Source organism: Saccharopolyspora mangrovi (assembly GCF_035320975.1).
Taxonomy (GTDB): Bacteria; Actinomycetota; Actinomycetes; order Mycobacteriales; family Pseudonocardiaceae; genus Saccharopolyspora; species Saccharopolyspora mangrovi.
This window is the reverse complement of the sequence record NZ_JAWLNX010000006.1, coordinates 185,507-210,389: the sequence shown is the minus strand read 5'-3', so window position 1 is coordinate 210,389 and position 24,883 is coordinate 185,507. Positions and strand designations below refer to the sequence as shown.

The 24,883-nt window shown below is 70.9% G+C and carries 18 protein-coding genes; 12 read left to right on the top strand and 6 right to left on the bottom strand.

From position 1 onward, the window contains the following. Positions 1–131: 131 nt before the first annotated feature. The gene (gene folC / locus R4I43_RS11210; protein ID WP_324265623.1) at positions 132–1,490 is read left to right on the top strand and encodes a bifunctional tetrahydrofolate synthase/dihydrofolate synthase; all 1,359 of its coding nucleotides are present in this window, start codon (positions 132–134) and stop codon (positions 1,488–1,490) included. Further along, on the top strand, positions 1,487–1,951 hold the full coding sequence (locus R4I43_RS11205) for a DUF4233 domain-containing protein (protein WP_324265511.1): 465 nt from the start codon (positions 1,487–1,489) through the stop codon (positions 1,949–1,951). Before folC ends, R4I43_RS11205 begins: the two co-directional genes overlap by 4 nt. A gap of 104 nt (positions 1,952–2,055) precedes the next feature. Here the strand turns inward: R4I43_RS11205 and R4I43_RS11200 are convergent, their stop codons facing one another. Continuing rightward, positions 2,056–3,156 (bottom strand): zinc-binding dehydrogenase, encoded by a 1,101-nt coding sequence (locus tag R4I43_RS11200; protein ID WP_324265510.1) that lies wholly within the window; start codon positions 3,154–3,156, stop codon positions 2,056–2,058. 165 nt (positions 3,157–3,321) lie between these two features. Here R4I43_RS11200 and R4I43_RS11195 point away from each other — a divergent pair, with 165 nt between their 5' ends. The 6 genes from R4I43_RS11195 (at position 3,322) to R4I43_RS11170 (ending at position 12,831) form a co-directional block, all read left to right on the top strand. After that, on the top strand, positions 3,322–4,854 hold the full coding sequence (locus R4I43_RS11195; protein ID WP_324265509.1) for an alkaline phosphatase D family protein: 1,533 nt from the start codon (positions 3,322–3,324) through the stop codon (positions 4,852–4,854). A gap of 209 nt (positions 4,855–5,063) precedes the next feature. Further along, complete coding sequence (gene ndk, locus R4I43_RS11190; protein WP_324265508.1) at positions 5,064–5,480, top strand: nucleoside-diphosphate kinase; 417 nt, start codon at positions 5,064–5,066, stop codon at positions 5,478–5,480. A 268-nt stretch (positions 5,481–5,748) separates the two neighbouring features. After that, positions 5,749–7,713, top strand: coding sequence for a TIGR03960 family B12-binding radical SAM protein (locus R4I43_RS11185; protein ID WP_324265507.1), 1,965 nt, complete (start codon positions 5,749–5,751; stop codon positions 7,711–7,713). A gap of 219 nt (positions 7,714–7,932) precedes the next feature. Then, complete coding sequence (locus R4I43_RS11180) at positions 7,933–8,727, top strand: TIGR03936 family radical SAM-associated protein (RefSeq protein ID WP_324265506.1); 795 nt, start codon at positions 7,933–7,935, stop codon at positions 8,725–8,727. Positions 8,728–8,894: 167 nt separating this feature from the next. After that, positions 8,895–11,852, top strand: coding sequence for a translation initiation factor IF-2 N-terminal domain-containing protein (locus R4I43_RS11175; protein WP_324265505.1), 2,958 nt, complete (start codon positions 8,895–8,897; stop codon positions 11,850–11,852). Positions 11,853–11,922: 70 nt separating this feature from the next. Continuing rightward, entirely contained in the window at positions 11,923–12,831 is a 909-nt protein-coding gene (locus R4I43_RS11170; protein WP_324265504.1) for a hypothetical protein, read from the top strand. On the opposite strand, the gene R4I43_RS11165 is transcribed toward R4I43_RS11170, so the two are convergent. The 4 genes from R4I43_RS11165 to R4I43_RS11150 all read right to left on the bottom strand — a co-directional run bounded on the left by R4I43_RS11165 (position 12,813) and on the right by R4I43_RS11150 (position 19,667). After that, positions 12,813–13,520: a helix-turn-helix transcriptional regulator gene (locus R4I43_RS11165; RefSeq protein ID WP_324265503.1), complete on the bottom strand. Its 708-nt coding sequence runs from the start codon at positions 13,518–13,520 to the stop codon at positions 12,813–12,815. The two genes, R4I43_RS11170 and R4I43_RS11165, sit on opposite strands and share 19 nt — an antisense overlap. Before the next feature lie 127 nt (positions 13,521–13,647). After that, positions 13,648–16,875, bottom strand: coding sequence for an arabinosyltransferase domain-containing protein (locus tag R4I43_RS11160; RefSeq protein ID WP_456115122.1), 3,228 nt, complete (start codon positions 16,873–16,875; stop codon positions 13,648–13,650). A 132-nt stretch (positions 16,876–17,007) separates the two neighbouring features. Continuing rightward, on the bottom strand, positions 17,008–17,970 hold the full coding sequence (locus R4I43_RS11155; RefSeq protein ID WP_324265502.1) for a glycosyltransferase family 2 protein: 963 nt from the start codon (positions 17,968–17,970) through the stop codon (positions 17,008–17,010). Beyond that, the gene (locus tag R4I43_RS11150) at positions 17,967–19,667 is read right to left on the bottom strand and encodes a hypothetical protein (protein WP_324265501.1); all 1,701 of its coding nucleotides are present in this window, start codon (positions 19,665–19,667) and stop codon (positions 17,967–17,969) included. The genes R4I43_RS11155 and R4I43_RS11150 overlap by 4 nt, the downstream gene beginning before the upstream one ends. A gap of 435 nt (positions 19,668–20,102) precedes the next feature. Between R4I43_RS11150 and rplU the strand changes: the two genes are divergently transcribed. The 4 genes from rplU (at position 20,103) to proB (ending at position 23,476) form a co-directional block, all read left to right on the top strand. Continuing rightward, entirely contained in the window at positions 20,103–20,411 is a 309-nt protein-coding gene (gene rplU / locus R4I43_RS11145) for a 50S ribosomal protein L21 (protein ID WP_324265500.1), read from the top strand. A gap of 14 nt (positions 20,412–20,425) precedes the next feature. Continuing rightward, a complete protein-coding gene (gene rpmA, locus R4I43_RS11140) occupies positions 20,426–20,683 on the top strand; it encodes a 50S ribosomal protein L27 (protein ID WP_093421130.1) in 258 nt (85 codons plus the stop codon). Between the two features lie 184 nt (positions 20,684–20,867). Next, entirely contained in the window at positions 20,868–22,364 is a 1,497-nt protein-coding gene (gene obgE / locus R4I43_RS11135) for a GTPase ObgE (RefSeq protein WP_324265621.1), read from the top strand. Next, positions 22,361–23,476, top strand: coding sequence for a glutamate 5-kinase (gene proB, locus R4I43_RS11130; RefSeq protein WP_324265499.1), 1,116 nt, complete (start codon positions 22,361–22,363; stop codon positions 23,474–23,476). The genes obgE and proB overlap by 4 nt, the downstream gene beginning before the upstream one ends. A gap of 7 nt (positions 23,477–23,483) precedes the next feature. Here the strand turns inward: proB and R4I43_RS11125 are convergent, their stop codons facing one another. Then, a complete protein-coding gene (locus R4I43_RS11125; RefSeq protein ID WP_324265498.1) occupies positions 23,484–24,755 on the bottom strand; it encodes an MFS transporter in 1,272 nt (423 codons plus the stop codon). Positions 24,756–24,883 lie beyond the last annotated feature (128 nt).

Below are 24,883 nucleotides of genomic sequence, written 5' to 3'. Positions count from 1 at the left end.
CTCCGACGAGGGGCCCTCCCCGGAGGGCCCCTCGTCGCGTCGAGCGGGCCTGGGCCGCTGCCCACCTGGGGAGACGTAGACTTCAACCTCGGCATTTCCGTCGTCGCTAGGGGAGTGGGCACTTGACCGGCATGGATCCCGCCGCGTTGCACGAGCTGCGCGTGGTGGAGGCCGAGCTCAACGAACGCTGGCCGGAGACCAAGATCGAGCCGTCGCTGGACCGCATCCGGGCGCTCACCGACCTGCTCGCCGAGCCGCAGCGCGGCTACCCGATCGTGCACATCGCGGGCACCAACGGGAAGTCGTCCACGACGCGCATCGTCGACGCCCTGCTGACCGGGCTCGAACTGCGCACCGGCCGCTACACCAGCCCGCACCTCCAGCTGGCCACCGAGCGCATCGGTGTCGACGGCGGCCCGATCAGCCCGGAGGGCTACGTCGAGGCCTACCGCGACGTCGCGCCCTACGTGTCCATCGTGGACTCCCGCAACGACGTGAAGATGAGCAAGTTCGAGGTGCTCACCGGCATGGCCTTCGCGGCGTTCGCGGAAGCACCGGTGGACGTCGGCGTCGTCGAGGTCGGTCTCGGCGGCAGCTGGGACGCCACCAACGTCGCCGACGCCAACGTCGCGGTGATCTGCCCGGTCGCGCTCGACCACGCCGAGTACCTAGGCACCGACCTCGCCGGGATCGCCCGGGAGAAGGCCGGGATCATCAAGCCGGACTCCGTGGTGGTCATGGCCTCCCAGCCCGCCGAGGCGCAGCAGGTGATCATGAACCGGATCGCCGAAGTGGACGCGACCGTGGCGCGCGAAGGCCAGGAGTTCGGCGTGCTGGAGCGGACCGTCGCGGTCGGCGGCCAGCTGCTGAAGCTGCAGGGCCTCGGCGGGGTCTACGACGAGATCTTCCTGCCGCTGCACGGCGAGCACCAGGCGCGCAACGCCGCTCTCGCGCTGGCCGCCGTCGAGGCGTTCTTCGGCGCGGGCGCGCAGCGCCAGCTCGACGTCGACCGGATCCGGGCCGGGTTCGCCTCGGTCATCGTGCCCGGCAGGCTGGAGCGCGTGCGCGCGGCACCGACGGTGCTGGTCGACGCTGCCCACAACCCGCACGGTGCCCGGGCGCTGGCCGACGCGCTCAGCTCGGAATTCTCCTTCCGCAAGCTGGTCGCGGTGGTCGGCGTGCTGGGGGACAAGGACGCGCGCGGCATCCTGTCGGAGCTGGAGCCGGTGGTGGAGGAGCTGGTGCTGACCCGCAACTCCTCGGCGCGCTCGCTGGATCCCGACGAGCTGGCCGGGATCGCGCTGGACATCTTCGGGCAGGACCGGATCATGGTCGAGCCCCGGTTGGACAACGCCGTGGAGCAGGCGATCCAGCTCGCCGAGGAGACCGACGACCCCGGTGAGTCGGTGTCCGGCGGTGGCGTGGTGATCACCGGGTCCGTGGTGACCGCGGGTGAGGCCCGCGCCCTGTTCGGCAAGGAGCCCGCGTGAGCGAGACGGGAGCGGTCGTGGCCGAGGAGTCCCAGCCCGAGAAGGGCCTGCCGGAGGCGCCGGAGGGCGTGCGCGACCCGTGGAAGGGTCTGCGCGGCATCATGGCGGCCACCCTGGCGCTGGAGTTCATCACGTTCCTGCTGGCGCTGCCGGTGGTGTGGAAGTTCGGCGGCGGGGTCTCCAGCGCCGGCTTCGTGATCGTCATCGTGCTGTCGGTGCTGATGCTGGCGGCGGCCTTCGTGCAACGCCGGCCCTGGGGCTTGGGCTTCGCCCTCGCCCTGCAGGCGGCGATGATCCTCTGCGCGTTCATCCACCCGTCGATCGGCATCATGGGCGTGATCTTCGCGCTGATCTGGGCCTACATCCTGCACCTGCGCAAGGACATCGCCAAGCGCATGCGCGAGGGCCAGCTCTACGACCAGCTCGGCCACCCCCCGGGCTACCCGGAGGGCACGGACTGACCCTCCCACCTGCGGAAACGCAGGGTGGGTTCGAATTTCGCGCGAAGTTCGACCGCGCCTCGCGGAGCTCGAATTTCGCGCGAAATTCGAATTTCGCCAGCCGGTCAGGTGAGGTCGACGACGGCTCGGCCGAGGATCTCGCCCCGGTTGAGGGCGTCGAAGGCGTCCTGGACCTTCTCGAACGGGTAGCGGCGGCTGATCGCGTCCTGCGGGCGGAGGTGGCCGCGGGCCACCAGGTCGAGCAGGACCGGCATGTCGCGGCGGGGCTTGGCGCCGTAGGAGCCCTTGATCTGCAGCTTGCGGCGGGCGATGGTGGCGAGGTCGAACTCGCCGGTCGTGCCCTTGGCCGCGATCCCGACGACCACGACTTGACCGCCCTCGACGACCGAGTCCCGGGCGACGTTGAACGTCGGAACCGCGCCCAGCGCCTCGAAGGCGACGTCCACGCCGCGTCCGCCGGTCAGCTCGCGGATCACCGCGGGAGCGTCCACTTCGGACGAGTTCACCACGTGCGTGGCGCCGAGCTCGCGGGCGCCCGCGAGCTTGTCCTCGTTGATGTCCACCGCGATGATCATCGACGCGCCGAACACCGCCGCCAGCTGGATCAGCGCCGAGCCGACGCCGCCCGCCGCGACCACCGCCACGGTGTCGCCGACCTGCACGTTCGCCGCGTGCCGCAGCGCGCCGTAGGCCGTCATCGTCGAGCACCCGACCGAGGCGACGTCGGCGAGCTCGACCCCGTCGGGAACCCGGTACACCGAGGTCACCGGGGTCACGCAGCGCTCGGCCATGCCGCCCTGGGAGTACATCCAGACCGGCTCGCCGCCGGGCCGGTGCAGTCGCGTGTCGTCGTCGTAGAGCTTGCCCTGGGCGCGGTTGAACCGGAAGAACCGCTCGCAGATCTCCTCGTTGCCGCGCGAGCACTGCCAGCACTGGCCGCACGGCATGATGAAGCTGGTCACGACCGGGTCGCCCACCGACAGCCCGCTGACGCCGGGACCGAGCTCGGAGACCACCCCGGCGACCTCGTGACCGAGCACGGCCGGGGTCGGGAACGGCAGCTCGCACTTGATCACGTGCAGGTCGCTGTGGCAGGCGCCGCAGGAGCGCACGTCGATGGCGACCTCACCGGCCTTCGGCGTCGGATCGTCCAGCTGCTCGATCCGCAGCGGTTCGTTGGCGGCGGTGTGCACGGCGGCGCGCATCATGACCTCCTCGTCAGACCGGCCAGTCGGTTCGGCCGTGAAGCTAGCGCTCCGGCCGGGCTCGCACCAGGGCCCGCGCGGGTGGGGCGTTTGAACACCGAAGTTTCACCTGCCCGTTCACCTGTGGTGAGCGCCGCGCGGTCTCGCCGGAATACAACCGGGTTCATGACCCCCGAGAACCTGACTCGCCGCGAGCTGCTGCGCCGCGGCGCCACCGGTGCCGGCCTGCTCACCGCCGGCGCACTGCTGCCGGGCACCGCGTTCGCGCGCTCCGGCCGTCCCGTGCTGACCCACGGAGTGCAGCTGGGCGACCCGCGCCCGGACGGAGCGGTGGTGTGGACCCGCGCCGACCGCCCGTCCCGGATGTTCGTCGAGATCTCCGGCCGCCCGGACTTCCGCGACGCGCTGCGCATCCCCGGCCCGGAGCTGACCCCGGACACCGACGGCACCGGTGAGCTGCTGCTTTCCGGGCTCCCGGCGGGCCGCGAGGTGCACTACCGGGTCACCGCCGAGGACCTCGACGGCCGGGTGGCAAGCGAGAACCTGACCGGCAGCTTCCGGACGGTGCGGCAGGATCGCGGCGACGTGCGGTTCCTGTGGTCGGGAGACGTCGTCGGCCAGGGCTGGGGCATCAACCCCGACATCGGCGGCATGACGATCTACCGCGCGATGGCCGAGCGCGAGCCGGACTTCTTCCTGCACAGCGGTGACACGGTCTACGCCGACGGTCCGCTGAAGGAGTCGGTGACGCTGCCCGACGGCCGGGTCTGGCGCAACGTCGTCACCCCGGAGAAGTCCAAGGTCGCCGAAACCCTCGCCGAGTACCGGGGGCAGTTCGCCTACAACCTGCTCGACGAGAACGTGCGCGCCTTCGCCGCGAACGTGCCGCAGCTGGTCCAGTGGGACGACCACGAGGTCACCAACAACTGGTACCCGGGCGAGGTCCTGGACAACGACGCCTACACCGAGAAGCGCGTGGACGTGCTGGCCCAGCGCGCGTTCCAGGCGTTCCACGAGTGGCAGCCGGTCCGCAAGACCGACGCCGTCGACGGCCGCGTGTACCGGAAGGTCTCGCACGGCCCGCTGCTGGACGTGTTCGTCCTGGACATGCGCAGCTACCGGGACCCGAACTCGCCGGGCACCGCGCCGGAGCGCGTCCTCGGCGACGCGCAGGCCCGCTGGCTGGTCGAGGAGCTGACGAAGTCCCGCGCGACCTGGAAGGTCATCGCCTCGGACATGCCGATCGGCATCATCGTCCCCGACGGGGACAACATCGAGGCCGTCGCCAACGGCCTGCCGGGCGCGCCCAACGGCCGTGAGTCGGAACTGGCCCGGGTGCTGCAGGAGATCAGCCGCCGCCAGGTGCGCAACGTCGTCTGGATGACCGCCGACGTGCACTACTCGGCGGCGATCAACTACTCGCCGGAGCGCGCCGCGTTCAGCGGCTTCGACGAGTTCTGGGAGTTCGTCTCCGGACCGCTGCACGCCGGTGCCTTCGGCCCCAGCGAGATGGACCCGACCTTCGGCCCGGAGGTCGCCTTCGTCAGCGCGCCGACTCGCCAGGGAGCGTCGCCGCTGGAGGGCTTCCAGCACTTCGGCGAGGTCAACATCGACGGCGAGACCGGCCAGCTCACCGTCGACATCCGCGACCAGCAGGGCACCTCCCTCTGGGCCAAGACCCTCGACCCCCGGCGCTGAGGCCCACCCACCCGATTTCAATGGAAGTCGGGGACCTGATTTCAGTGGAAGGTCGGGGACCTGATTTCCATTGGAATCGTGTGACCGCCGCGGAGGCGTGATCGATTCGGGCCCGGGGAGTAGCGGGTTCACCTGCGTCGATACGCTTGCGGTCAATTCGGGCGCTGGGTCTTCGCGCCTGGCGCAACCGTGACGTGAGGAGAGAGAACGTGAGCGAGCGCACTCTGGTGCTGGTCAAGCCCGACGGCGTCGAGCGGGGCCTCGTCGGCGAGGTCATCAGCCGGATCGAGCGCAAGGGCCTGAAGCTGGTCGCGCTGGAGCTCAAGAACGTCGACCGCCAGCTCGCCGAGCAGCACTACGCCGAGCACGACGGCAAGCCGTTCTTCGAGAGCCTGATCGAGTTCATCACCGGTGGTCCGGTCGTGGCGGCCTGCGTCGAGGGCCCGAAGGCCATCGCGGCCTTCCGCCAGCTGGCCGGCGGTACCGACCCGGTCGAGAAGGCCGCCCCGGGCTCCATCCGCGGCGACTTCGGCCTGGAGGTCCAGTACAACCTGGTCCACGGCTCGGACTCCCCGGAGTCGGCGGCCCGCGAACTCAAGCTCTGGTTCCCCGACCTGAGCGCCTGACACTGGTATCCGTGGTCGCCTTGCTTGGCGGTGCGGGTAGCGGAACCTGACACGCCGTCTGGACTCCGTGCGCCACTCCTTGAGTATGTCGATGCGCGGCGTCGCGGCGTACTCGCCAGACGACGTGTCAGAACCCGCGGCGGTGCAGGCTGCGAGGGTGGGTTTCACACCTCGCGGCTGCGCCGCTCGCGGGGGTGCTTCCGAACCGCGACCCGGCTGGAAATCGCCCCCGCTCGGCGCTCGGTCGGGGGACCTCTACCCTGGTCGCGTGGCTGTGGAGTCCGTTTTCGACAGGTTGGAGCCCTTGCTGCCGCGGGTTTCCAAGCCCGTGCAGTACGTGGGCGGCGAGCTCAACTCGACCGTGAAGGCGTGGGAGGACACCACCGTGCGGTGGTGCCTGATGTATCCCGACGCCTACGAGGTCGGGCTGCCCAACCAGGGCATTCAGATCCTCTACGAGGTCCTCAACGAGCAGGACGACGTGCTCGCCGAGCGCACCTACGCGGTGTGGCCGGACCTCGAAGAGCTGATGCGCGAGCACGGCATCCCGCAGTTCACCGTGGACGCGCACCGGCCGGTGGGCGCCTTCGACGTCCTCGGCGTCAGCTTCGCCACCGAGCTCGGCTACACCAACTTGCTCAGCGCGCTGGACCTGGCGGGCATCCCGCTGCACGCGGTGGACCGCACCGACGACCACCCGATCGTGCTGGCCGGCGGGCACGCCGCGTTCAACCCGGAGCCGATCGCCGACTTCCTCGACGCGGCCGTGCTGGGTGACGGCGAGGAAGCCGTCCTGGAGATCACCGAGGCCATCCGGCGCTGGAAGGACGAGGGCTGCCCGGGTGGCCGCGACGAGCTGCTGCTGCGGCTGGCCGAGTCCGGCGGCGTCTACGTCCCCAAGTTCTACGACGTCTCCTACGGCGAGGACGGCGCGATCTCCGAGGTCGTGCCCAACCAGGAGCGCGCCCCGTACCGGGTGTTCAAGCGCACCACGATGGAGCTCGACGACTGGCCGTACCCGAAGCAGCCGCTGGTCCCGCTCGCCGAGAGCGTGCACGAGCGGATGAGCGTGGAGATCTTCCGCGGCTGCACCCGCGGCTGCCGCTTCTGCCAGGCCGGGATGATCACCCGTCCGGTGCGGGAGCGCTCCATCGAGGGCATCGGCGAGATGGTCCAGCGCGGTCTGGAGAACACCGGGTTCGAGGAGGTCGGGCTGCTGTCGCTGTCCTCCGCCGACCACTCCGAGATCGCCGAGGTCACCAAGGGCCTCGCCGACCGCTACGAGGGCACCAACACCGGCCTGTCGCTGCCGTCGACCCGAGTCGACGCGTTCAACATCGACCTGGCCAACGAGCTGTCCCGCAACGGCCGCCGTTCCGGGCTGACCTTCGCGCCCGAGGGCGGCAGCGAGCGGATCCGCCGGGTGATCAACAAGATGGTCTCCGAGGAAGACCTGATCCGCACCGTCTCGGCGGCCTTCGCCAACGGCTGGCGGCAGGTCAAGCTGTACTTCATGTGCGGCCTGCCCACCGAGGAGGACTCCGACGTCCTGCAGATCGCCGAGATGGCCAAGGAGGTCATCCGCGCAGGTCGCGAGGCGTCGGGCCGCAAGGACATCCGGTGCACGATCTCCATCGGCGGGTTCGTGCCCAAACCGCACACCCCGTTCCAGTGGGCCTCGCAGACCGATCCCGACACCATCGACGACCGGCTGCGCAAGCTCCGCGAGGCGATCAACACGGATCGCTCGCTGGGCCGCAACATCGGCATGCGCTACCACGACGGCAAGCCCTCGCTGATCGAAGGCCTGCTCTCGCGCGGCGACCGCCGGCTGGGCCGGGTCGTCGAGCGGGTGTGGCGCGAGGGCGGCCGGTTCGACGGCTGGAACGAGCACTTCTCCTACGAGCGCTGGGTTGACTGCGCTGAGTCCGAGCTCGCCGAGCTGGGCGTGGACCTGGCCTGGTTCACCACCCGCGAGCGCACCGAGGGCGAGATCCTGCCCTGGGACCACCTGGACTCCGGGCTGGACAAGGAGTGGCTGTGGGCGGACTGGCAGGACGCCCTCGACGCCCGCGAGCAGGACGACTGCCGGTGGACGCCGTGCTTCGACTGCGGCGTGTGCCCGACGATGGGCACCGACATCGAGGTCGGCCCGACCGGGCGAAAACTGCTGCCGATCTCGCCGGTCGGACAGGGCTCGCCGGTGCAGAATCCCGCGTTCACCAACGGCTGACCTGCACGTTCGCGCACGGCCGCACGGTGGCGCACGAACGTGCGGGAAACCGTCGGCCGGGTACGGTCTGGGTCGGAGACTTCCCGCGAGGTGTTGTCACCGCGCGGTTGAGCAAGCAAGCATCGTCGTCGTGAGCGGTCCTGGGGGACCGGCGGTGACGATCATGGTCGGGGAGGCATTCTGAGTCGGCGAGATCACCCCAATCCTTCGGCGCCGCCGGTGCAGAAGCTGCGCCTGCGCTACGCCAAACGGGGCAGGCTGCGGTTCACCTCGCACCGCGACGTGGCGCGCACCTTCGAGCGCGCGCTGCGCCGGGCCGGCGTCCCGATGGCCTACTCCCAGGGCTTCAGCCCGCACCCGAAGGTGTCCTGGGCCGGAGCCGTGCCCACGGGCGTGTCGAGCGAGGCCGAGTACGTCGAGCTGCAGTTAGTCGAACGCGTCGAGCCCGAGGCGCTGCGCGCCGAGCTGGACGCTGCCCTGCCGGACGGGATCGACCTGCTCACGGCCGTGGAGGCGCGCCCGGGAGCGCTCGCGGACCGGCTCGAGGTCAGCAAGTGGCGCATCGACGTGCCCGGCACCGGAGTGGACGAGCTGCGCCAGGCGGCCGAGCAGCTGATGGCGGCCGAAACCGCCCTGGTCGAGCGCATGACCAAGGACGGCAGGCGCACCATCGACGCCCGTGCCGCGCTGCTCAGCGCCGAGGTCCAGGAAGGTCCTCGGCCGATTGCGCAGCGTGATCAAAAACGCGACGCGACCGCCCGGGTGGACGATTGGCCCGAGGCGTCCGCACCGTATGGGATACTCGTAACGGTCGTGCGGCAGACAACACCCGTCGTACGACCCGACGACGTACTGAGCGCCCTGCGTGTCGTCGCCGGTCTGGCACCGTCGGACGCCGCGAGCGCGACCCGGCTGGAACAGGGTCGGCTCGACGACGGGGGAGGCATAGCCGACCCGTTGGCCCAGGACTCAGGCGGCGACCGGACTCCGGCGGGAGAGCCCGCGGCCGGGTGACGGACGGCGTGACGTCGTCGACCCGCCGTACGGCTTCCCGGCCTGCAGGACCGGGGCGGAGGGACCACGAAGAATTGCCGTCGCCCGCGGGCGGCGGAAACTAAAAGATCGCACATGCCTCTGTGCGGCCGCGTCCACCCGGACGCGCCCGGGGGCGGAGGAGCTGGATGTTGAACATGGACACGCCCGCTGGGAACAACGCCAGCGGGCAATCGCCCACACCCACCCAAGAGGAGCAGGGCACGATCGAGCTGCCCGCGAAGCTCAGGGTGCACGCGCTGGCCAAGCTGCTGGGCGCCAGCAGCCGGGAGGTCATCAAGGCGCTCGACGAGATCGGCGAGCCGGTCCGCAGCGCGCAGTCGAACATCAACCGGGACGTGGCGCTGCGCGTCGTGCAGGCGCTGAACCCGGAGATGGTCGCCGACGACGGCGCGGAAGCGGCCGAGGCCGCCCCCGCGTCGGAGGAACCCGCACCGGAGGAGACGGCTGAGCCGGCCGGGACCGAGCAGAGCGCTGCGGTGCCCGCCGCCGACTTCGCCCCGGCTCCGGCCTCCGACTCGCAGGACTCCTCGGCCGGTGGCCTGACGCCGCTGTTCGCGGCTCCGGAGGCCATGTTCCTGGCCCCGCAGCCGCCGGCGCAGCGCCCGGCGGCCGAGCCCGAGGCCGAGGCCGAGGCCGAAGCGGCACCCGCGCCCGCCGAGGAACCCGCAGCGGCCGAGACCAGCTCCTCCGACGAGGAGCAGGCCGAGTCCGCCGAGGGCGACGACGACTCGAGCGACTCCGGCAGCCGCCGCCGTCGCCGTCGCGGCCGTCGCGGCCGCGGCCGCGGTCGTGGCGCCGACTCCGACAACGACAGCGGTGGCGAGGACGGAGCTGAGGACAACCAGTCCGAGGCCACCAAGACCGAGACCTCGGGTGAGAGCTCGGAGGAGTCCTCCGACGAGCAGTCCGGTGATGCCGAGGGCCAGGGCGAGGGCAGCCGCCGTCGCCGTCGCCGCCGTCGCCGCAAGGGCTCGTCCGACGACGAGAGCGGCACCCGCGAGGACGACCCGCCGAACACCGTCGTGCACGTCCGCGAGCCCGCGCCCGAGTCCACCTCGCGGCAGGACTCCAGCGACGACGAGGTCCGCGCAGTCAAGGGCTCGACCCGCCTGGAGGCCAAGCGCCAGCGCCGCCGGGACGGCCGCGAGGCCGGTCGCCGCCGCGCACCGGTTCTCTCGGAGTCGGAGTTCCTGGCCCGCCGCGAGTCGGTGGACCGCAAGATGGTGGTCCGCCAGAACGGCGACCAGACCCAGATCGCGGTGCTCGAGGACAACGTCCTCGTCGAGAACTTCGTGACCTCGTCGGGCTCCGGCTCGCTGGTCGGCAACGTCTACCTGGGCCGTGTGCAGAACGTGCTGCCCAGCATGGAAGCCGCCTTCGTCGACATCGGCCGGGGCCGCAACGCGGTCCTCTACGCCGGTGAGGTCGACTGGGACGCCGCCGGGCTGGCGGGCAAGGCCCGTCGCATCGAGCAGGCCCTGCAGACCGGTGACAGCGTCCTGGTGCAGGTCACCAAGGACCCGGTCGGTCACAAGGGCGCGCGCCTGACCACCCAGATCAGCCTGCCGGGCCGGTTCCTGGTCTACGTGCCGGGTGGCGGCGCCACCGGCATCAGCCGCAAGCTGCCCGACAACGAGCGCAAGCGGCTCAAGGAGATCCTCAAAAGGATCGTGCCGGAGAACGCCGGCGTGATCATCCGCACCGCCTCCGAGGGCACCAGCGAGGAAGCCCTCGACCGCGACGTTCGGCGACTGCAGGCGCAGTGGGAGGTCATCAAGGAGAAGGCCGAGACCCCCGGCGCCAACGCCCCGCAGCTGCTCTACGAGGAGCCCGACCTGCTGATCAAGGTCGTCCGCGACCTGTTCACCGAGGACTTCTCGTCGATGACCGTCCAGGGCAACGACGCGTGGGAGACCATCGAGGCCTACGTCCAGCACGTGGCGCCCGACCTGGCCTCGCGGCTGGAGAAGCACGTCGGCAAGAACGACGTCTTCCACGAGAAGCGGATCAACGAGCAGATCGCCAAGGCCCTGGACCGCAAGGTCTGGCTGCCCTCCGGCGGTTACCTGGTCATCGACCGCACCGAGGCCATGACGGTGATCGACGTCAACACCGGCAAGTTCACCGGCTCCGGGGGCAACCTGGAGGAGACGGTCACCCGCAACAACCTGGAGGCCGCGGAGGAGATCGTCCGCCAGCTCCGGTTGCGCGACATCGGCGGCATCATCGTCATCGACTTCATCGACATGGTGCTGGAGTCCAACCGCGACCTGGTGCTGCGCCGCCTCACCGAGTGCCTGGGCCGGGACCGCACCCGCCACCAGGTGGCCGAGGTGACCTCGCTGGGCCTGGTGCAGATGACCCGGAAGCGGGTCGGCACCGGCCTGCTGGAGGCCTACAGCAGCACCTGCGAGCACTGCCGCGGGCGCGGGCTGATGGTCTCCACCGAGCCGATCAACCACCAGCACGGCGGCGGTGGCGGCAACGGCCAGAACGGTGGCGGCAACGGCGGCGGTGGCCGGCGCAACCGCAACCGCGGCAAGCAGCAGGACGCCGAGCAGCAGCAGGCTCCCGAGGTGAAGGCCGAGCAGAAGGCGGAGCCGAAGGCCGAGGCGAAGGCCGACTCCAAGCCGGAGCCGAAGCAGGAGAGCAAGCCCGAGCCGAAGGCGGAGCCCAAGGTCGAGGAGCGCAAGCCGGAGCCGAAGCCCGAGCCCGCTCCCGTCGAGGCCAAGCCCGCCGAGCCCGAGCCCGCCAAGCAGCCCGAGCCAGAGACGGCCAAGCCCGAGCCCGCCAAGCAGCCCGAGCCGGTCGCTGAGGCGAAGCCGCAGGTCAGCGAGGCCCCGAAGGCCCCGGTCGAGAAGCAGCCGGAGCCGCAGGAGTCCGCCAACGGCGCCCGTCCGCGCCGCAAGGCCGTCCGGTCCGCGGGCAGCGCGGGTGCCCCAGCCCAGCCGCTCGTGGTGTCCAAGCCCGCTGAGCCGAAGTCGGCCGAGGACGGCTTGGCCAACATCGAGCCGGCCGCCCCGGCGCGCCGGGTGCGTCGCCGCGCGGTCTCGCGCCCGTCCGGCCCGCCCGTCGAGGGCTGACCCGAGCAAGCACCGGAAATGGCCGATCCGTTCAAGAACGGGTCGGCCATTTCCGTCTAGCGTCGGCGGCATGACTCGTTGCACACCGCAGCGCCTGGCCGACGCCGAGCGCTTCATCTGGCTCACGGCTCGGGTGCTGGAACAACGCCGCTTCGAACACCTCCACACCGGGGGAACGGCCGAGCCGGTGCGCACCGCGCTGGAGGCCTACCGCTGCGCCGACGGCGGCTACGGCTACGGGCTGGAACCGGATGCGCGCGGGCCGATCAGCCAGCCGCTGCAGACCTGGACGGCGCTGGTGATCCTGGACGAGATCGGCCTCTGCGCCGAGGAAGCCCCGGCGATCTGCGACCACCTCACCACCATCACCCGCCCGGACGGCGGCGTGCCCGGCGGCGACGTCCGGCTGCGCGACTACCCGCACGCGCCGTGGATCCCGGTCGCCGAGGAACCCGAGGGCGTGCTGCTGTCCACCGCGCTGCTGGCCGGGGTGCTGCACAAGAACGGCGTCGAGCACCCGTGGCTGGCCGGAGCCACCGAGTTCTGCTGGAAGAACATCGACGCGCTGACCGGGACGCACCCGTACGAGGCGATCGCAGCGATCGCGTTCCTCGACCACGTGCCGGACCGGGGGCGGGCCCGCGACGCGGCGGAGCGGATCGGGGGGCTGATCCGCGCGGCCGGGTACGTGCTGCTCGACCCGGAGCACCCGGAGCGGGCCCAGGTGGCGCCGGGCTACGCCCCCGGCGAGATCCCCGGGGTCTGCGACTACGCGGCGAGCCCGACGAGCCTGGCGCGGGAGTGGTTCACCGATGCCGAGATCGAGCGGGGACTGGACCACCTCGCGGCGCAGCAGCGCGAGGACGGCGGCTGGCCGATCCACTGGTTGGAGTGGTCTCCCAGCACCGCGCTGGAGGGCAGGCCCCGGGTGGCGCTCGACGCGCTGCGGGTGCTGAAGGCCTACGACGAGGCGAAGTAGCGCTTCGGCGTCGTGCCGGCGAGCTTGCGGAACTCCCTGGTCAGGTGGGCTTGGTCGGCGTAGCCGCAGCGGTGGGCGAGGTCGGCGAGCGGCTCCCGCCCTCCGCTGCGCGCGGTCCGCTGGAACCGCAGCACGCCGACCAGAGTCTGCGGCCCGTACCCGACGGCGTCGCCGATCCGCCGCCGCAACTGCCGCTCGGACACCCCGATCCGGTGGGCCAGGGCGGAGATCGAAGGCGGCTGCGCCACGTCCAGCGCGGACACGGCGGCCGCCACGGCCGGGTCCGGTGCCCACTCGGTCAGCCGGCGCCGGGCGAAGTCCTCCAGCATCACCGGTGCGAGTTCCGGCCGCTCTCCGATCGCCTCGCCTAGGTCCCGCATCTCAGCGCCCCACAGCTCGGCGGCGTCCAGACGGAGGTCCCGCACCTCCCCAGCGGGCACGCCCAGCAACGAGCGCGCCATTCCCGGGGCAGCCCGGATCCCGAAGATCGGCTGCCCGGCGTCCAGCTCGGAGACCCAGGCCCGGGTGTCAGGCCCCACCGCCTCAACCCGGCCCGCGCGCCAGATCAGGTCCACGCACGCGTCGGGCACGACCAGCTGCGAACCGCCGGCGAGATCGTCCCCGTGTCCCCAGACGCAGGACACGATCCCCCGGAGCTCCGCCCCGGGAACGCGCTCCCAGTACCCCATGCCCGAAGTATGCGGTGTCACCCGGACAGCGGGGCGCCTTCGAACTTCGCGCGAATTTCGACTCCCGGAGTTCGGACTCCAATTTCGCGCGAATTTCGACACCCCGTGCCCGGGTGAGGCCCGCAGGTCAGTTCTGGTCCGTGCTGAAGTTGGGGATGTCCGTCCTGTCGTCGGAGCTGGGCATGTCCCCCGGCAGGTCCAGGCCCTGGGTGAGCGGGCCCGGCGACCAGAGACCGGAGTGGGTCTCGGTGTGCAGCTCCAGGGCCTTCGAGGCCGGCAGCGCGTCCGGGCTGTAGGGGTGCACCTGGTACAGCGAGCCCCAGTCCTTCTGCGGATCGTTGGTCAGGTACGTCGGCAGGTTGCGGACGCTGGAGGACACCGTCATCCAGCCGAACGACCCGCCGGCATCCGGCGAGGACCAGCCCTCGCCGATGCCCCGGACCTCTTCGCCCGCGCTGACCCGGAACTTCGGGATCTCGGCGATGCCGTTGTACAGCCCGGAGATCTCCAGGCACGGGTGCACCAGCCCGGCGGGCCACTCCACGAACGTCGGGTCGTCGCCGACGAACTGCGTGAGCTGCGTCAGCTTCGGCACGCGCGGCGCCGAGACCGCCAGCCAGCCGGTCTGGCCCAGGGACTGGTCGACGATCACCATCCGCAGCTTCGTGGCGCCCTCGGCCTCCTCGCCGAGCATGTAGCGGTGCTCGCGCCAGCCCGGCGGCGGACCCTGCAGGACCGTGTAGCGGCTGGTCACCTGGAAGCCCTGCGGCGTGTCCTTGCCCAGCTCGAAGTAGACCTGGTTGGCACCCGTCTCGGCGCCGGCGATGCTGATCGCCACCGGCAGCTTGCCGGCCTTGGCCTCCTCCGCGATGTCGTACCAGGGAGTGCGCAGCTCACCGGTGCCCTGACCGGCTTCGTCGTAGCTGCCCCACACCGGTGCCTCCGGGCCGCCAAACTGGTTCGGCGGGCGCCAGTTCGGCGCGTCCGGCGAGGATTCGTCGGACGGCGGCACACCCGGGTCGTTGAAGCCCACCTGCTTGGGCTGCAGGTACTGCTGGGCGTTCTCCTGGTTGGCCAACCGCTGCGGCGGCAGCTTCAGGTCGGGTCGCTGGGCGGGGGCGGCCACCGTCGGCTGCTGCGCGGAGGCCTTCAGCACGCCCTCGCGCGGGTTGGTCTCCACCCCGACCGAGTCGGACAGACCGCAGCTCTGCTGGGTGAGCTGCTTGATGTTGTCGGTGGCCAGCGTGTAGCTCGACCCCTGCTCGACGATGCCCTTGCCGAACGCGGCGAGCTCGCCGAGCACCAGCAGCGCGCACAGGACCGACAGCGGTGCGGTGCCCCAGCGCAACGCGATGTTGCGCTTCTCCTTGCTCTCCCAGCTCTCGTCGACGACCTTCGGGTTGTTCTCGTCGATCCGCAGGTGCTCGACCACGGCGATGATGGCCGTCACCGCCGCCAGCACCAGGATCATCGTGCTGGCCTTGTAGCCCTTGATCGACGGCGGCTTGTCGAACCACGGGACGCCCCAACCGGACACGTACCACCAGGCGTTCGGGCCGGTCGCCGCGAACGCCAGGATCACCAGCAGCCCGGTCACGAACGCCATCCGGTTGCGCCGCGAGCGCAGCACCGTGGTGCTGGTGGCCAGCGCCGTGAGCGCCGCCAGCGCGCCACCGACCGCGGCGAAGATGCCGAAGTGGTGGGTGTGCTTGGTGGGCGTGAGCGCCAGCACCGCGAAGGACATCGCGGCCACCGCCAGCAGCCGCCGGCTCGGGCCCAGCGCCGCACCGCGGATCCGGCCGCGGCGCAGCAGCACGACCGCGCAGGTCGCCACGCACAGGATCACCAGCAGCACCGGGAAGCGGCGGCTCAGCGAACCGTCCGGGCTCTCGCTGAACAGCAGCAGGTAGCGGCTGAGCTCCTCGTACCAGTGCCCGTTGGGGCCGAAGGTCGTCTTGAGCTCCATCGCGTCCATCACCGAGCGCCACGTCTGGTCGTAGAACACCAGCGTGAGGATCACGAGCCCGGACGCGGCGAGCGGCGCCAGCACCGGCAGCCAGCCGAACTCCTGCGCCCGCTTGCGCACCATCCGGTGCAGCGGTTTGAACCCGGCGACGTAGGGCAGCACGGCGATCAGGCCGTGCGGGTTGACGCCGACCGACAGCGCGGCGGCGACCAGGCCCAGCGCGGCGGGCGTGAGCCGCTCGGTGGCCACGGCGCGCTCGACGGCGCACAGCGCCAGCAGCGAGAACAGCACCACGACCGGCTCGGCGCGCAGACCGTTGTTGTAGGGAAGCCAGAAGGCGAGGAACACCGCGGCGGCGGCCCAGCCGGCGGCGTTGGAGCGCCGCACCTGCTGCCCCAGCCTGGGCAGGACTTCGCGGGAGATCAGCAGCCAGCTGATGATGCCCATCAGCAGCGCGGGCAACCGGACCCACGGGGTCGCGGTCGAGACCCGCACCCACAGCGAGTAGACCTCGTAGAACCAGCCGAACGGCGATTCCGGGTTGGCGAACCAGCGGTAGTAGTTGCTGACGTAGCCGGCGCTCTGCTCCGAACGCACCATGCTCAGCACGTAGCCGTCGTCGGAGGTCATCGCCCCGATCAGCCACCAGATGCCCAGCGCGGCGAACACCGAGGCGTCGCGCAGCGTCGGCCGCCACCAGCGGCGCGGCGCCAGTCGCGGCGCGCGGCGACCGGCCAGCGCGTCCAAGCGGCGCAGGCACAGCACCGAGCCGATGAACGAGGCCAGGGTCAGTGCGATGACGACCGTCTTGAGCGGCGTGGCCCAGGAGCTGAACCGGTTGTCCACGCGCGCCTGGAAGTCCAGTCCGCGCACGTCGTCGCGGGTGTTGTCCAGGTTCGAGTAGATCCCGGTCAGCTGCGGGCGCTGGTCGCCGGTCAGGTGGACCCAGCGCTCCTTGCCGACCGTGGCGGTGGTGCCCCCGGCGTCGGCGCGCACCTTCACGGTGCAGTCACCGGCGGGCAGCGTTGTGGTGCCGACCTGCTGGCCCTTGTTGTAGAGCAGCGCCTGGCCGTCGTCGACCTGCATCACCAGGCCGGTGAGCTGACCGGAGTCGGAATCGGGCGAGTTGGTGCTCAGCAGCAACCCGGGGCCTTCGGTGCGCGCGTCGAGGCTCCGCGCGGAGACGCACGGGATCTTCGCGTCCAGCCACACCGGTTCGTAGGTCACCAGTGGGGCCGAAACCGATCTGGTTCCTTCCGCTGTCGGCCATCGCAACGTCCCCACCTTGTGGTTGACGGGGAGGAACGGAACCAGTAGCGCCAACACGGTGCCGACCAGCCCGAGGAGCGAGGCGAGCAGCCGCAATTTCTTCGCCGACTCTTGCTGCACGGGGGAGACCCTACGGCCGATGACTGGGTGTGTTCTGCCGCCCCCCGGACTATTTCGCAAATGCGTCAGGTAATGGGCAATGGCTTTGTCAGGAGCCCGTTACCGCGCTGTGTTCCCAATTGAAATGTTTGGTCACGAAGCGTGGTGCGCGGAATTTCGGGTTTGCTCCGTGACCAGCACCGTCACGTCGTGTTCTCGGCCTGTTCGGTGCAGCACGAGTTCCGCCAGAAGACCCAGCGAGATCATCTGAACTCCGAAGATCTCCAGCAGTATGCCGAGAGTGAGAAGTGGACGGGTTCCAATCGACTCCTCGGTGAACAACCACACCCCGGTCAGGTAGCACAGCACCAGAGTCCCCAGCGTTCCCGCCAGCATCCCGAGCCCGCCGAACAGGTGCGCCGGGCGACGTCCGTAGCGGGTCAGGGCCATCACGGTGAGCAGGTCCAGCGCACCCCGCGCGTAGCGCTCGAGCCCGTACTTGGACACCCCGTGCTGCCGGGGCCGGTGGTTGACCGTCCGCTCCACCACCCGGTAGCCGAGCTGGTGCGCCAGCGCCGGGATGTAGCGGTGCAGCTCCCCGTACAGCGGAACCCGCCGGTACACCTCGGTGCGCGCGGCCTTCAGCCCGCAGTTGTGGTCCGACAGCCGCAGCCCGGTGATCAGGCCGGTGACCCAGTTGAACACCTTCGACGGCAGCCGCTTGCCCAGCGGGTCCTTGCGCTGCGCCTTGTGCCCGCTGACCAGGTCCGCTCCGTCGTCCAGCTCGGCCAGCAGCCGGGGGATCTCGGCCGGGTCGTCCTGCAGGTCGGCGTCGAGGGTGACCACGAGCTCGCCGCGCAGCTCGGCGACCCCGGCGGCCAGCGCGGCCGCCTTGCCGAAGTTGCGGCGCAGCCGGATGCCCCGGATCCGCGGGTCCCGCTCGGAGTGCTCGGTGATGATCCGCCAGCTGTCGTCGGTGCTGCCGTCGTCGACGACGAGCAGTTCCCACTCGCGGTGCTGGGCGGACATCGCCTCGGTGATCTCGGCGAAGAGCTTCGGCAGGCTGTCGCGCTCGTCCTTGGCCGGCGCCAGCAGCGACACTTCCGGGATGCTCATCGCGCCACCTGCGGTTTCTCGGTGAGCGGCCGGATCCACCAGCCGTCGGGGAACTGGAGGGCCACGCGCAGCGCGCCCGGCTGGGCGGGAGCCACGGCCTGGAACCCGAGGCCGCTCTCGATGCCGGGCGTGGCCGCCTCGGCGTCCGAGCGCGGGATGTCGACCACGCCACCGCCGACGACGGTGCCGGTCTGGTCGAGCACGGCCACGCAGCGAGCGCGTTCGATGCCGGAGATCGCCCAGCCCTTGAGCATCCGCGCGCCGCCCTGGACCTGGTCGGTCTCGACGTTGAGCACGACGTCGCGGCCGTCCGGGCGCGGTTCGCGCAGCGAGTCGACGCTGGGCGTGCGCCAGTGGGCGGTGCTGACCCGGTCGCCGACGTCGAGCCCGTCCGGGCAGCCCAGCGAGAACTCGGGGGAGAAGGGGTAGTGCCCGAGCGCCTGCAGCCGGGGCAGCAGCTGCTGCGGCGACGGGAAGCGATCGGTGAAGGCGTCGGGGTGCCCGACCCGCGCGGCCACCGCCAGCAGCTGCTGGGTGGGCGCGTCGGCCCGCACGCTCTGCGCCATCGGCGCGCCGAGCGCGACCGTGGCCAGCACCGTGCCGCCCACCGCGACCGCGCGGAACCGCGGCCAGCGAGCCCAGGCGACCACGATGACCAGCACCGCGATCCACAGCGCCGCGGTCATGCTGTTGTAGCGGCTCTGCAGCCCGGCCGACTCGCCGAACGCCGCCCGCGAACCGGAGATCATCACCGCGCAGCCCAGCGCGTACAGCGCCAGCCCCCACCAGGGCGCGGCGATCCGCCGCTCGGACTCGGTCTGGTGCGCGTGCAGCACCAGCACGCCCAGGCCCGCCACACCGGCCAGCAGCGCGACCGACGGTTCGGTGCCGGTCCACACCATGCCGAGCATGCTCAGCCCGGCCAGCAGCGCCTGCGCCGGATCGTCGGTCGGCGAGCTCCCGCCGCCGCCCTGCGGCCCGCGCAGCACCAGCCACGCCGCCACCACCACGACCCCGACCACCAGCGGGGTCGCGATCCACTTCCGCCGGTCGCCGCGCAGCCAGGCCACCAGCGCCAGCGCGGGCCACACGGCGAACGAGGTGCCGTAGCTGATCGAGGCCAGCAGGCCCAGCACCACCGCGATCATCCGGCGCTCCCGGTGCATCGCCAGCAGCGCGCCCAGGACCAGCAGCATCGCCAGGATCCACGAGGCGCCGCTCATCGAGCGCACGTAGTTGTGGATGCCGTGCGGGTTGAACACCAGCGTCGAGTTGGCCGCGACCAGGCCGGCGCGCTGCCAGGCGTTGAGGTGCTTCGGCAGCATCACCGCCACCAGCAGCACGCATCCCACGCCCATCGCCAGCACCACCAGCCCGAGCGGCTGGTTGAGGCCGTGGCCGAAGCGGGCGCTGAGCCAGAACAGCAGGCTCGGCAGCACGAACGGGTGCTCGTTGCGGAATCCCAGCAGGGCCTCGGGGCGCAGCGAGCCGTCGGCCTCGGTGATGTCGAGCAGCACCCACCAGTAGTCGTAGAAGTGCATCTGCGGGTAGCGCAGGACCTCGCGCAGCATCATCAGCGGCGGCACGACGGCCGACATCCCCAGCAGCAGCGGCCCGAACCGGCGCGCCGGCCCGGGCAGTCGCGGTGTCGGGGGTGCGGGGGCCTGGCGGCCGGTCTCCGAAGCGGTGTCAGTCACTCTGCGTTTCCCTAGATCATCACGGGCGGCCACTGACGGTAGCAAGAGCAGGTCACGACGGTGGCCGAACGGGGGAACCGGCCGGAAACCGCCATCGCGGCGGGGCGGTTCGCCGACCGCGGACGAGCTCGCTTATGCTGTCCCGGCTCGCCCGTCAGAGCGGGGTCCGCGAGGATCCGCACTGGTGGTACCGCCCCGGTCGATCGGGGACGGAAACCTGGTCTGTATGATGGGTGAGAACTTCTCGCCGCCGGACGGGCGGAGAGATTAAACGCCTGTTTCGAGTGCGGCCCCGCGCGGTCCTCGCTGCTGAGACAGGAACCCACCGAGACGCTGCACCGGCGGCGTGGTAGGAAGCCCAGCCCCCGTGGTGGGGCGGACGTCCGCCGCACACTGGTGAATTAGCGAAACCGAGCAGCAGGAGACTTCCGACTCATGTACGCGATCGTCAAGACCGGCGGCAAGCAGTACAAGGTGGCTGTCGGGGACGTCGTCCAGGTCGAGAAGCTCGATGGCGAGCTGGGCTCCGAGGTCGCGCTCCCGGCGGTTCTGGTCGTCGATGGCTCCGAGGTCACGACCGACGCCGACGCGCTGGCCAAGGTGTCGGTGACCGGCGAGCTGGTCGAGCAGACCAAGGGCCCCAAGATCCGCATCCACAAGTTCAAGAACAAGACCGGCTACCACAAGCGTCAGGGTCACCGTCAGAAGCTGACCCGCGTGAAGGTCACCGGCATCAACAAGTGAGGACCTGAGTAGTCATGGCACACAAGAAGGGCGCATCCAGCTCTCGGAACGGCCGCGACTCGAACCCCAAGTACCTCGGGGTGAAGCGCTACGGCGGCCAGGTCGTCAAGGCCGGTGAGATCCTGATCCGTCAGCGTGGGACGAAGTTCCACCCGGGTCTGAACGTCGGCCGAGGCAACGACGACACCCTGTTCGCGCTGTCCGCCGGTACCGTCGAGTTCGGACGTTACCGCGGCCGCAAGGCCGTCAGCGTGCAGCCGGTCGAGGCCTGATCCGGCTCTCGACGCAGGCCAGCAACTTCCCGGCGAGGGGCGGAAACCGGCATGACCGGGCCGCCCCTCGCTTTTTGTTGCCCTGGGTGACCTGCGTTGCGGTCGGGAAGCGCACGCGCCCCGTCGCTGTTGCAATCGTCAAGCAAGAGCACTACCCGCCGGGCTCCCGCTCGGCTTGATCTTCCTGGAGGCATTCGTGTCGCGGTTCGTTGACCGCGTGACCATCAACGTCGCCGCGGGCGACGGAGGAAATGGCTGCGCCTCGGTGCACAGGGAGAAGTTCAAGCCGCTGGGCGGGCCGGACGGCGGCAACGGCGGCAAGGGCGGCGACGTCAGGCTGGTCGTCGACTCCGGTGTGCACACCCTGCTCGACTTCCACTACCGGCCCAACGCGCGCGCGGTGAAGGGTCAGCCCGGCAAGGGCGGCCACCGCAACGGTGCCCAGGGCGAGGACCTGGTGCTGCCGGTCCCGGACGGCACCGTGGTGCTCACCCCGGACGGCGAGGTGCTGGCCGACCTGGTCGGACCGGGAACGGCGTTCGTCGCGGCGGCCGGCGGTCGCGGTGGCCTGGGCAACGCCGCGCTGGCGTCCAAGGCCCGCAAGGCGCCGGGCTTCGCGCTGCTGGGCGAGCCGGGTGAAGAGCTGGAGCTGGTGCTGGAGCTGAAGTCGGTCGCCGACGTCGGCCTGCTCGGCTTCCCCTCGGCGGGCAAGTCCTCGCTGATCTCGGTGCTCTCGGCGGCCAAGCCCAAGATCGCCGACTACCCGTTCACCACCCTGGTGCCCAACCTCGGTGTGGTCACCGCAGGTCAGACGGTGTTCACCGTAGCCGACGTGCCGGGTCTGATCCCCGGGGCCAGCCAGGGCCGCGGTCTGGGCCTGGACTTCCTGCGGCACATCGAGCGCTGCGCGGTCCTGGTGCACGTCGTCGACTGCGCGACGCTGGAGCCCGGCCGCGACCCGGTGTCCGACATCGACGCGCTGGAGAACGAGCTCGCCGAGTACACCCCGGCGCTGGCCGCCGAGCAGGGCGGTGCCGACCTGGCCGACCGCCCGCGCATGGTGGTGCTGAACAAGATCGACGTGCCGGAGGCCCGCGAGCTCGCCGACTTCGTGCGCGCGGAGGTCGAGGAGCGCGGCTGGCCGGTCTTCGAGGTCTCCACTGCCTCCCGCGAGGGCCTGCGCGAGCTGAGCTTCGCGATGGGCGCCGAGGTCGAGCGCTACCGCGAGACGCTGCCCGAGCCCGAACCGGCGCGCGTGGTCGTCCGACCGACCGCGGTCGACGACGGTGGTTTCACCGTCGAGCCCGACCCGGAGGACGAGGACGCCTTCATCGTGCGCGGCGAGAAGCCGGAGCGCTGGATCCGGCAGACCGACTTCAACAACAGCGAGGCCGTGGGCTTCCTCGCCGACCGGCTGGCCAAGCTGGGCGTCGAGGACGCGCTGGCCAAGCAGGGCGCCGAACCGGGCAGCCAGGTCACCATCGGCAACATGACCTTCGACTGGGAGCCCTCCACCCCCGCCGGGATGGCCAGCGTGCTCGGCCGTCGCGGCCACGACCTGCGGCTGGAGTCCGACGAGCGGGTTTCGGCGCACGAGCGCAAGGTCGCCAAGCAGGCGCGGCGCGGTAGCGGGCTGGACGAGTTCGGCCGCTACGTCGGGGGCGAGGAGGACGACGAGTGAGCCTCTCGTCGACTCGGCAGGCGGTCGCGGCCGCGCAGCGGATCGTGGTGAAGATCGGTTCGTCGTCGTTGACCACCACCGAGGGCGGTCTGGACTCCGAACGGCTGTCCGGGCTGGTGGACACGGTCGCGAAGCGGGTCGCCGCCGGAGGCCAGGTCGTGCTGGTCTCCTCGGGGGCCATCGCCGCGGGCATCGCCCCGATGGGCTTGCGCCGCAGGCCGAAGGACCTGGCGACGCAGCAGGCCGCGGCGTCGGTGGGGCAGCTGGCGCTGGCCCACGCCTACGCCGAGTCCTTCGCCCGCTTCGACCTCACCGTCGGGCAGGTGCTGCTCACCGCCGATGACGTGGTGCGCCGCAGCAACTACCGCAACGCCCAGCGCACCCTGAACCGGCTCCTCGGGCTGGGCGTGGTGCCGGTGGTCAACGAGAACGACACGGTGGCGACCACCGAGATCCGCTTCGGCGACAACGACAGGCTCGCCGCCCTGGTCTCGCACCTGGTCGGTGCCGACGCGCTGGTGCTTCTGTCCGATGTGGACGCCCTCTACGACGGCGATCCGCGCAAGGGCGGTTCGAAGGTGATCCGCGAGGTCACCAGCGCCGCCGACATGGCCGGCGTCGACGCGGGCAGCACGGGCGCGTCCGGGTTGGGCACCGGCGGCATGGCCTCGAAGGTCGCGGCGGCGAAAGTCGCCTGCACCTCCGGGATCCCGGTGCTGCTGACCTCCACGGCCAACGCCGAGAGCGCGCTGGGTGCGGCGGACGTCGGCACGGCCTTCGCCGCGACCGGCAACCGGCTCTCGGCCCGCCGCTTCTGGCTGGCCCACGCCGCGGGCGCCAACGGCCGCCTGTGGCTCGACGACGGCGCGGTCGCGGCGGTGGTGAAGCGCCGCCGCTCCCTGCTCGCCGCCGGGATCACCGCCGTGGAGGGCGCTTTCGACAGCGGCGACGTCGTCGAACTCATCAACCCCACCGGCAAGGTCGTGGCCCGGGGTGTCGTCGCCTACGACGCGGACGAACTCCCGACCCTCATCGGCCGCACCTCCCACGACCTCCCCCCGGAACAACGCCGGGAAGTGGTCCACGCGGACGACCTCGTCCCGCTGCGCTGACCCAGCGTCAGCGGAGCTCGGTGTTCCGCGTTTCGGGGAGGGTGCGGATGACGAAGAAGGCGATCACCGCGCCCACCGCGATGTACCAGAAGAAGCCCATCGAGGCGTCGAACTTGGCGAAGGCCTGGATGACCAGCGGAGCCGTGCCGCCGAAGACGGCGACGGTGAGGTTGTACCAGGCGCCGATGCCCAGCCCGCGCAGCTCGGTGGGGAACAGCTCGGACATGATCGCCGGCGCGATCGAGGTCATCGCGGTGTAGAGGCCGACGCCGACGCAGAACACCACCAGCAGACCGCCCAGCCCGGGCCGCACCAGGTACGACAGCGGCACGATGAGGAACGCGGTGGCCGCCGACCAGGCCAGCAGCTGCGGTTTGCGGCCGTAGCGGTCGGAGACCACGCCCATCGGGTACTGCAGCGCGATGAACAACGCGGTGGCGATGGACAGCGCGAGGAACACGTCGGTGGCGTCGGCGCCCCGGTTCTTCACGGCGAACGGCGTCAGCGCGCTGAAGAACGTGTAGTAGCACAGCGTCGAGAGCATCGTGAACCCGACGAGCTGCCCGACCGCCTTGGGGTGGTGCCGCAGCGTCAGCATCAGCGGGTTCTTCAACGACTTCGCCTTGGTCTTGTTCTCCTCGTACTGCTCGGTCTCGCTCAGCGTGCGCCGGAGCCACATGCCCACGAGACCGAGGACGCCGCCGAGGATGAACGGGATCCGCCAGCCGTAGGACGACAGCTGCTCGTCGCTGAGCACCGAGGTCAGCAGGAAGCCCAGCAGCGAGGCGATGAGCAGCGCGGCACCGGTGGAGATGTAGAAGAACGACGAGTACCGGCCTCGCCGGGACGCGGGGGCGATCTCGGCCAGGTACGCCGAGGCGTTGGAGACCTCACCGCCCAGCGAGAGCCCCTGCCCGATGCGGGCCAGCACGAGCAGGATCGACGCCAGCCAGCCGATCGCCCCGTAGGTCGGCAGGAGGCCGATGATCAGCGACCCGCCGGCCATCAGCGAGATCGTCACCAGCATCGCGGTCTTGCGCCCGTGCAGGTCGGCGAAGCGGCCGAGCAGCCAGCCGCCGAGCGGGCGGAAGAAGAACGCGAGCGCGAACGTGGCCAGCGTGTTGATCAGGGCCCATTCGCCGGGGAAGAACGCGGAGGCGAAGTACACGCTGAAGGCCGTGTAGATCGTCCAGTCGTACCACTCGATGGCGTTGCCGATGCTGGCCGCGACCAGCGTTCGGACCGGCAGTTTGTGGGTCACCGCTTCGTCCTGGGTCATCGCGACCTCCGTGTGGGGCGCCCGGTGCGGGTGCCGACACGGTAAGCGTTCGAGCAGGTGCACGAAAGGTCCGAATCCTGATTGGAATCGGGAAATGCGGGTGAGCTCGGCGCACCGGTTGCGGCACA